General features: G+C 62.8%; 8 protein-coding genes. 1 reads left to right on the forward strand and 7 read right to left on the reverse strand.

Translation table 11 applies throughout. From position 1 onward, the window contains the following. Nucleotides 1-659: 659 nt before the first annotated feature. The 7 genes from rpmG to topA form a co-directional block, all read right to left on the reverse strand. On the reverse strand, nucleotides 660-827 hold the full coding sequence (rpmG, locus tag ACIQ2A_RS24240; protein WP_211908954.1) for a 50S ribosomal protein L33: 168 nt from the start codon (nucleotides 825-827) through the stop codon (nucleotides 660-662). Nucleotides 828-952: 125 nt separating this feature from the next. After that, nucleotides 953-2,281, reverse strand: coding sequence for an LLM class flavin-dependent oxidoreductase (locus ACIQ2A_RS24245; RefSeq protein ID WP_398484295.1), 1,329 nt, complete (start codon nucleotides 2,279-2,281; stop codon nucleotides 953-955). A 146-nt stretch (nucleotides 2,282-2,427) separates the two neighbouring features. Then, entirely contained in the window at nucleotides 2,428-2,649 is a 222-nt protein-coding gene (locus ACIQ2A_RS24250) for a hypothetical protein (protein ID WP_398484297.1), read from the reverse strand. A 103-nt stretch (nucleotides 2,650-2,752) separates the two neighbouring features. After that, the gene (locus tag ACIQ2A_RS24255; protein WP_398484299.1) at nucleotides 2,753-3,499 is read right to left on the reverse strand and encodes an NUDIX hydrolase; all 747 of its coding nucleotides are present in this window, start codon (nucleotides 3,497-3,499) and stop codon (nucleotides 2,753-2,755) included. 49 nt (nucleotides 3,500-3,548) lie between these two features. Beyond that, nucleotides 3,549-3,983: a DUF983 domain-containing protein gene (locus ACIQ2A_RS24260; protein WP_398484301.1), complete on the reverse strand. Its 435-nt coding sequence runs from the start codon at nucleotides 3,981-3,983 to the stop codon at nucleotides 3,549-3,551. Further along, entirely contained in the window at nucleotides 3,980-6,364 is a 2,385-nt protein-coding gene (gene rnr / locus ACIQ2A_RS24265) for a ribonuclease R (protein WP_398484307.1), read from the reverse strand. The genes ACIQ2A_RS24260 and rnr overlap by 4 nt, the downstream gene beginning before the upstream one ends. Nucleotides 6,365-6,375: 11 nt before the next feature. Next, nucleotides 6,376-9,120, reverse strand: a complete 2,745-nt coding sequence (gene topA, locus ACIQ2A_RS24270) for a type I DNA topoisomerase (RefSeq protein WP_398484303.1) — start codon at nucleotides 9,118-9,120, stop codon at nucleotides 6,376-6,378. Between the two features lie 219 nt (nucleotides 9,121-9,339). Between topA and ACIQ2A_RS24275 the strand changes: the two genes are divergently transcribed. After that, a complete protein-coding gene (locus tag ACIQ2A_RS24275; protein ID WP_398484305.1) occupies nucleotides 9,340-9,528 on the forward strand; it encodes a hypothetical protein in 189 nt (62 codons plus the stop codon). Nucleotides 9,529-9,554: the final 26 nt, after the last annotated feature.

Below are 9,554 nucleotides of genomic sequence, written 5' to 3' on the forward strand. Positions count from 1 at the left end.
GCGGGTGAGGGGCATGGCACGCGTATGCCTCTTACACAGTCCATCGGATCTCTCCTATGCGACTGACGCTCGGGCTCCCTGAGAATTCTTCCCTTCAATAGTCGTGAGATTGGCGCTGGTCTTGTGCCATGCCCCTCACCCGATCCGGCTTCGCCGGATCGACCTCTCCCCGCAGAAGGGCGGGGAGAGGTTAAAAAGAAAACGGCGCCTTGCAGGGCCGTCAAAATCGCGCGGCCGTGGCGGCGGCGTGGGCGTGCTGCTCAATCTCTGTCCCTCATGGTGAGGAGGGGCGCAGCGCCGTCTCGAACCATGAGATGGCCTGGCTCAGAGTTTGCCGCCATCCTTCGAGACGTGCGCTGCGCGCACTCCTCAGGATGAGGGCGGAGTGGGCATTCCCCAATGAAAAACGGCGCCTTGCAGCGCCGTCAAAATCGCGCGGCCGCGGCGGCGGCGTGGGCGTGCTGCTCAATCTCTGTCCCTCATGGTGAGGAGGCGCAAAGCGCCGTCTCGAACCATGAGATGGCCGGGCTCCGGAGCTTGCCGCTATCCTTCGAGACGCCGCTGCGCGGCTCCTCAGGATGAGGGGAGCGAGGCGCATCCCCAAACGAAAAACGGCGCCTCGCGGCGCCGTCAAATCCGTCAGCGGCTGTGTCCAGCGCTTACTTGATCTTCGCTTCCTTGAACTCGACATGCTTGCGCGCGACCGGGTCGTACTTCTTCTTGACCATCTTGTCGGTCATGGTGCGCGAGTTCTTCTTGGCGGTGTAGTAGAAGCCGGTGTCCGCGGTGGAGACGAGCTTGATCTTGATGGTGACCGCTTTGGCCATGGTGAACCTCTGAATGTCAGGAATCGGGTGACAGCCAGAGAACTGGCCGTGTTGGCGCGCAACCTAGCCCCGAACGCCCCAAAGTCAAGGTTTTCCGCGGCGGTAAATCCGGTGATTTCCGGCTTTTAAGCCGGAAAGAAGCGGTTTTCGGGCCGCGGCAGGCCCAGATTCTCGCGCAGGGTGCGGCCCTCATACTCCGTCCGGAAGATTCCGCGCTTCTGCAGTTCCGGCACGACCTTGTCCACGAAGTCGTTCAGCCCCTCGGGCAGATAAGGGAACATGATGTTGAACCCGTCCGAAGCCTCGGTTTCCAGCCATTCCTGCATCTGGTCGGCGATGGTCTGGGGCGTGCCGACAAAGGCCGAGCCGGCATAGCCGCCGAGCCGCTGGGCCAGCTGGCGCACGGTGAGGTTATCGCGACGGGCAAGCGCGATGACCCGCTCACGGCCGCTCTTGGACGCGTTGGTATCCGGGATGTCGTCGGGCAGGGGCGCATCGGGATCGAAGCCGGAGGCGTCGACGCCGAGATTGATCGAGAGCGAGGCGATGGCATTGGCGTAATGCACCTTGCTGTCAAGCAGTGCGCGCTTTTCCTTTGCTTCCTCGACGCTGTCGCCGACCACAACAAAGGCGCCGGGCAGGATCTTGAGATGGTCGGGGTCGCGGCCGATCCTGGCCATGCGGCCCTTGATGTCGGCATAGAGTTTTTGCGCATCGCCGATCGGGCCGCCGCCGGTGAAGACGGCCTCGGCGGTTTCCGCCGCCAGCTGCTTGCCGTCATCGGATGCACCGGCCTGCACGATCACCGGCCAGCCCTGTACGGGGCGCGCGATGTTCAGGGGGCCGCGGACCTTGAGATAGGTGCCCTTGTGATCGAGCACATGCATCTTCTCGGGATCCATGAAGATGCCGCTCTCGACATTGCGGATGAACGCATCGTCGGCGAAGGAATCCCACAGACCGGTGACGACGTCATAGAACTCGCGCGCACGCTTGTAGCGCTCGGCATGTTCCATGTGATCGTCGAGGCCGAAATTCAGCGCGGCATCGGGATTGGACGTGGTCACGATATTCCAGCCGGCGCGACCGCCGGAAATATGATCGAGCGAGGCGAAGCGGCGCGCCACATGATAGGGCGCGTCGAAGGTGGTGGAGCCGGTAGCGACAAGGCCGATATTCTCGGTGACGGCGGCAAGCGCCGAGAGCAACGTGAAGGGCTCGAACGACGTGACCGTATGGCTGCGCTTCAGCGCCTCCACCGGCATGTTCAGCACGGCGAGATGATCGGCCATGAAGAAGGCATCGAATTTGCCGGCTTCCAGCTTCTGGATCATCTGCTTGATGAAGGGAAAATTGAAGTTGGCATCCGGCACGGAGCCGGGATAGCGCCAGGCGCCGGTATGGATGCTGATCGGGCGCATGAACGCCCCGAGCTTCAATTGACGCTTCGCCATCGAGATGGTCCCCGTGATGCTGGTCGGGAACAGATAGGCATGCGGAGGCGGGGCGGCACTAGCCGGTCACGGGAAGATTATTGCGAATTGTAGTTTGCGAGGAGAATGCCGTCATTCCGGGGTGCCACGGAATGACGTGAAAGCGGTTAGAATCGCGATGACAGGCTGCGCGCTTCGCTCGCCATCAGCTCTTCGTTTTCGGCCAGCAGGATCCAGGACTTGGCGAGCTCGAGCAGGTCGCGGATTTCGCGCGGATCGCTCGAGACGCTCGCTTTCTTGGCCAGTGACGACGCCATTTGCCGGTAGCCGAGCGATACAGGTGTGAAGGTCGAGGTCTCTGTGTCCTCGAACCTTTGCATCTGTCCCATGAACGAAAGCTCCTCGATTGCGGCGCCGTCGTTGTTAGTCGGCTCGGTAGATAGTTGCGTTAAAAAAATAGTGAAAACGCGGCATATGCGGCGCTTTCTCGCATCAGGCTGGTATCATATCCATCTGCATCTTACCATCGTACCAATGGAAGAATGGCAGCGGCGCGTCATGGTGTAATGGTCCGAGTGCCAGGCGTTTTTGCAACTGGTTAAGGACGTTCTTGGTCATGGCATGCGCATCGGCCAGATGCGGCGAGCCGAGTTCGACCCAGACCAGTTCCACCAGTTCCGCATCGGCATGGACCACGCCTTCGACGCGATGCGCGATCGACGATGCGTCGGCGGTGAAGAAACGCGTGTCGAAGCGCTTGATGCGGCCGGGTGGCGTGATCGCGCGGGCGATCAGGAACAGGCCGGATGGATCGGGCAGGAGGCCGGCATCGCTGAAGGCCTGCCAGGGCCCGGTGAGCGTCTTCTGCTTGCCCTCGCTCTTGCGGCCAAGACACAGGCCGGTCTCTTCACAGGCTTCGCGAATGGCGGCGATGGCCAGCGAGCGCGCGCGCGATGGCAGTGTCTTCGGGCTGCCCTTCAGGAGATTGGCTTCGAGTGCGGCCGGCATCGGGGCCGCGACCGGGACGCGGTTGTCGGTCTTGTCGACGCTGCCGCCGGGGAAGACGAACTTGCCCGGCATGAACACCACCTTGTCGTGGCGCTTGCCCACCAGCACCTTCGGCACCGGGCCGGAGCGGTCGACCAGCATCAGCGTCGCCGCATCGCGCGGGCGCTTGTAGGGATGGTGATCGGCTTCCTTGCCGACTTCGACCTTGTTGACGTCAACCGCGTCGTTCATTTCGTCTCCTAGAATTTTCTTCTTGGGTTTTGCAGAGACGAAGAATGTATCAGTCGGCGGGGCCGTCGCCAAACCCGTGCATGCGGAATGCCCACTGCAATCCGACAACGGAGCCCTTGACCGGTTGCAGCAGCAGCAGCGATGCCACCAGCGTGATCGGCAGATAGATCGCCAGTTGCAGCGCCACCGATGGCGAGTAATTCGTTTCAATCCACAAGGCGATCGGCACCACGATATGGCCGACAATGACGATCACGAGATAAGCGGGCAGATCGTCAGCGCGGTGCGCGGTAAAATCCTGGCCGCAGCGATCGCAGTGATCGGCGGTCTTGAGGAAGGCGCGAAACATCTTGCCCTCACCGCAATTCGGGCAGCGGCAGGCAAAGCCGCGCTTCATCGCGGTCCACACATTGCGCTTGGCGGCGGGATCGAGCGCGTTGGTCCAGGTCTTCGTCAACGTCTTCGGCGTGGTCAGCGTCATCATGACTTGCCTCGTGTCGGTTTGCCTCCCGTCGATCGGGAGGCGCGGCCTGCATTGGCCAGGGCTTTCTTCGCTTTGTCCTTCACCCGCGCATTCTTGCCGGGCTTCGATTTCTTCGACGACTTGAATTTCTTCGTCGTGGTCGGACGGTGCTCGCGGTCGTCAGCACCCTTGCTGCGGCCTTGATCGCGCCGGACCCGCCGAGGCGCTTCATTGCCCTCGGACAGCATTTCAAATCGCAGCGCGCCGGCAACCGGTGCGGCCTCGACCAGTCGGACATCGACCACATCGCCAAGCCGGTACATCGCGCCGGAACGGGTGCCGATCAAAGCGTGGCGGGCTTCGTCGAAATTGAAGTATTCGCTGCCCAATGTCCTGATCGGGATCAGGCCATCGGCGCCGGTCTCGGTCAATCGGACAAAGAGTCCAACCTTGGTGACGCCGGAAATACGCCCCTGGAAACTGGTACCGATCTTGTCGGCCAGGAAATGCGCGATCAGCCGGTCCGAGGTCTCGCGCTCCGCCTTCATGGCGCGGCGTTCGGTGGCGGAAATCTGCGTCGATATCTCCGCCAGCGTTTCCGGCGTTTCGGTCTCGGGCAACGCGCCTTCGCCAAGGCCGAGCGCGCGGATCAGCGCACGATGCACGATCAGATCCGCGTATCGCCTGATCGGCGACGTGAAATGTGCGTAGCGCCGCAGGTTCAGGCCGAAATGCCCGTAATTCTCGGAGGTGTATTCCGCCTGGGCCTGCGAGCGCAGCACCACTTCATTCACCAGCGGCTCGGAGTCATGGCCCTTGAACTGCGCAAGCACCCGGTTGAACACCGAAGGCCGCAGGCTGCCCGCTTTCGTGAACGGCGTATCGAGGGTCTTGAGGAATTCCGCGAGATTGTGAACCTTCTCGACGGTCGGCTCGTCATGCACGCGATAGATAAGCGGCAGGCCCTTCTTTTCAAGCATCTCCGCCGCCGCGACATTGGCGAGGATCATGAACTCCTCGATCAGCTTGTGCGCATCGAGCCGCTCCGGCACGATGACGCGATCGACGGTGCCGTCCTTCTTGAGCAGGATCTTGCGCTCGGGAATTTCCAGCTCGAGCGGATTGCGTTCGTCGCGCGCCTTCTTGACCAGCGCATAGGCCGCGTAAAGCGGCTTCAGGATCGGATCGAGAATGGGGCCGGTGATATCATCGGGCTTGCCGTCAATCGCCGCCTGCGCCTGCGCGTAGGAGAGCTTTGCCGCCGAGCGCATCAGGATGCGATGGAAGGAATGCGAGACCTTCTTGCCGTCCTCGTCGATGACCATGCGCACTGCGAGCGCGCCGCGCGGCTCGCCGGGCACCAGCGAGCAGAGATCATTGGAGATCCGCTCCGGCAGCATCGGCACGACGCGGTCGGGGAAATAGACGGAGTTGCCGCGCTGGAGCGCATCGCTGTCGAGCGCCGAGCCCGGCCGCACATAGAAGGCGACATCGGCGATGGCGACGGTGACGATCATGCCGCCGTCGTTGTCGGGATCGACTTCCGCATAGACGGCGTCGTCGTGATCCTTGGCGTCCGGCGGATCGATGGTGACCAGCGGCAGTTCGCGCCAGTCCTCGCGGCCCTTGAGGGCAGCAGGCTTGGCGGCTTCAGCTTCCTGCAAGGCGTTGCGTGAAAAGGCCTGCGGGATGTCGTGGGAATGAATGGCGATCATGCTGACCGCTTTTTCCGACGACAGCGAGCCGAGCCGCTCCTTCACCTTGCCGGAGCCGAGGCCATAGCCACGGGTGCGGATCAGATCGACGCTGACGAGATCGCCATCCTCGGCGCCGTTGGCGTCGGAGGCGGCGATGTTGAGTTCGCGCCCGGCCTGTTTCTTGTCGACGGGGATCATGCGCCCGCCGCCATTCGGCAGCGCGCGATAGATGCCGAGCAGGCGCGTGCGCGCGCCGTCGAGCACCTTGATGACACGCCCGCGATAGAACGAGTCCTCCTCGTCCTCGATCTTCTCGATACGCACCAGCGCGCGGTCGCCGACGCCGGCCGCGGTGCCGGGCAGGGGACGGCGCGCGGTATGAATGCGGATGCGCGGGGCCTTGCCGTCGGCCTCGTCCCATTCGACGGGCGTGGCGATCAACTCGCCATCGGCATCGCGTGTTGCGATGTCCACCAGCACGGTCGATGGCAGGCCTTTGGGCTCGCGGACTTCCTTGCCTTTCTTGGCGATGGCGCCTTCGGCAATGAGTTCGCGCAGCACGCGCTTGAGTTCGACGCGGGCTGCATTCTTGAGGCCGAATTCCCGCGCGATCTCGCGGGTGCCGATCTTGCCGGGATAGGCGCGAATGAACGCGACGATGGCGTCCCTCGACGGAAAGCCGGTGTCGCGTGATTTGTCGCGTATCTTGGCCACAACTACCCGTTCTTGCTCGCGGCCTTCTTGGCGGCAGTTTTCTTTGGTGCGGCCTTCTTCGCCACGGTCTTCTTGGTCACCGGCGCGCGCGCCTTGCTGGCCGCAGCCGTGTCGGCCTTCGGCTTGGCGGCCTTCTTGGCAACAGCCTTCTTGGCCGGCTTGTCGTCACCGTCAGCAGACTTCGCAGCCTTCTTCGGCGCGGCCTTCTTCTTGGCAACCTTCTTCACCTTGCCGCCGCCCTTGGCCGCGCGCTCGTCGAGCAGCGCGATGGCTTCGGCCACCGTGATGGTGTCCGGCGTCTTGTCGTTCGGGATCGTCGCATTGACGCCGCCCGCGGTGACATAGGCGCCATAGCGGCCGTTCTTGACGGCAATGCCGCCAAGGGCCGGATGCTCGCCGAGCGGCTTGCCGGGATCGGCGCCGAAGCGGCGACCCGACGGACCCTTGGCGATCTTCTCGGCGATCAGCGTGACCGCGCGGTTGAGGCCGATATCGAACACCTCGTCGCCGGATTCCAGGCTCGCATAGGTCTTCTCATGCTTCACGAACGGCCCGAAGCGACCGAGGCCGGCCGTGATCGGCTCGCCGGTCTCCGGATGCTTGCCGATCTCGCGCGGCAGTGACAGCAGCTTGAGCGCCATGTCGAGTTCGACATCGCCGGGCGATGTGTTCTTCGGAATGCCGGCGCGCTTCGGCTTCTCGCCTTCTTCGTAATTCTTGGCATCGCCAAGCTGGATGTAAGGCCCGAAACGTCCGGCCTTCACGGCAACTTCAAAACCCGTCTTCGGATCTTCGCCCAGCACGCGATCCGCTGTCGCTGCACTATCCGCGGCGAGGGGACGCGTGTGACGGCATTCCGGATAATTCGAGCAGCCGACAAAGGCGCCGAACTTGCCGGCCTTCAGATTCAGGCGTCCGGTGCCGCAGGTCGGGCACTGGCGCGGATCGCCGCCATCCTCGCGGGCCGGATAGATGTGCGGGCCGAGCATGTCGTCGAGCACATCGAGCACCTGCGCGACACGCAGCTCCTTGATGTCATCGACGGCGCCGATGAAGCCGGTCCAGAATTCGCGCAGCACCTCTTTCCAGGAGATCTCGTTGTTGGAGATCTTGTCGAGATTCTCTTCCAGCGATGCGGTGAAGTCGTATTCGACATAACGCGCGAAGAAGTTTTCGAGGAAGGCCACGACGACTCGGCCCTTGTCCTCGCCATAGAGGCGCTTCTTCTCGAGCTTCACATAGCCGCGCGCCTTGAGCACATCCAGGATCGATGCATAGGTGGAGGGCCGGCCGATGCCGAGCTCTTCCATCCGCTTCACCAGCGATGCTTCCGAGAACCGCGGTGGCGGTTCCGTAAAATGCTGGGTGACGGCAAGGTTCTCTTTCTTCAGCGCTTCGCCCACGCTCATGGCGGGCAGGCGGCGAGAATCCTCATCATCCGCGTCGTCGTCCTTGCCTTCCTGATACACGGCCAGGAAGCCGTCGAACTTCACCACCTGACCGGTGGCGCGCAGCTCCAGTATGCGCGCGCCCGCCTTGGCGGTGATGTCCACGGTGGTGCGCTCCATCTCCGCGGATTCCATCTGGCTGGCGACGGTGCGCATCCAGACGAGTTCATAGAGGCGGAATTGATCGCTATCGAGCCGCGCTTTCAGGCTGGCCGGACGACGCGACATATCGGTGGGACGGATCGCTTCATGCGCTTCCTGCGCATTCTTCGCCTTGCTCGTATATTGGCGCGGCGCATCCGGCACATATTGCTTGCCGTAATCCTCGCCGATCACCGAGCGCGCCTGGGTGATGGCCGAGCCGTCGATGGTCACGCCGTCGGTTCGCATATAGGTGATGAGGCCGGTGGTCTCGCCGCCGATATCGATGCCTTCATAGAGACGCTGCGCGATGCGCATCGTATGCGCCGGCGCAAAGCCAAGCTTACGGCTGGCTTCCTGCTGCAGCGTCGAGGTGGTGAATGGCGCCTGCGGATTGCGGCGCGCCGGCTTGGCATCGACGGTGGTGACCGAGAAGGCTGCCGCGTCGATCGCCTTCTTGAAGTCCTCGGCTTCGGCGCCGGTGCCGATATCGAGGCGCTGGATCTTCTTGCCGTCGGCGCCGACCAGACGCGCTTCAAAGCTTTCGCCGCGCGGCGTCGCCAGCGTGGTCACCAGCGACCAGTATTCGCGCGGGATGAATTTTTCGATTTCCTGCTCGCGGTCGCAGACCAGGCGCAGCGCCACCGACTGTACGCGGCCGGCCGAGCGGGCACCTGGCAGCTTGCGCCACAGAACCGGGGAGAGGGTGAAGCCGACGAGATAATCGAGGGCGCGGCGCGCCATATAGGCGTCCACCAGCGCGCCATCGATCTCGCGCGGATTGTTCATGGCCTCGGTGACGGCCTGCTTGGTGATCGCATTGAACACCACGCGCTCGATCTTCTGGTCCTTCAGCGCGCGCTTCTGCTTCAAGACCTCCAGCACGTGCCAGGAGATCGCTTCGCCCTCGCGGTCAGGGTCGGTCGCCAGAATGAGCTTGTCGGCGCCCTTGCAGGCCTTGGCGATATCGTTGAGCCGGCTGTTCGCCTTGGGGTCCACTTCCCAGATCATCTGGAAATCGGCGTCGGGATCGACCGAGCCATTCTTGGCGGGGAGGTCGCGGACATGGCCGAAGGACGCCAGGACCTCATAGTCCTTGCCCAGATACTTGTTGATCGTCTTGGCCTTGGAAGGCGACTCCACGATGACGAGATTCATGATTTTCCAATAGCTTAAAGGGGGAAATCGGCGGCTGCGCGCAGGAGTCGCGCCGTCCGTTTCGCGGCGAACATGGGTGCGAAGGGGTCCCGTGTCAAATCGGGGATTGTGACAGGCTGGCCCCAAATACACGCCAGACCGGACTTTTGGTTGTATTTTTCAACCTATGAGTGTTATTTTGAGGCGTCTCATGATGGTTGAATCCAGGGCGGACGGTGCATGGCATCCGACAACGACAATGACCAGCCCCCGGGCGATGGCGGGCCGGCAGAGGCCGCGCATTACATAAAGGGTGCGGTCCATGATCTGGCCCGGCTGGCCCGGCGGCATCACCTCGACATGCTCGCCTATCTCCTCGATATGGCGCATCTGGAAGCGGAGGAGCGCTTCAGACTCCACCGGCGCTGATGTCCTCTATGCGATCGCCGGCTTGA

Origin of the sequence: Tardiphaga sp., from assembly GCF_044336785.1 — a bacterium.
Lineage (GTDB): Bacteria > Pseudomonadota > Alphaproteobacteria > Rhizobiales > Xanthobacteraceae > Tardiphaga.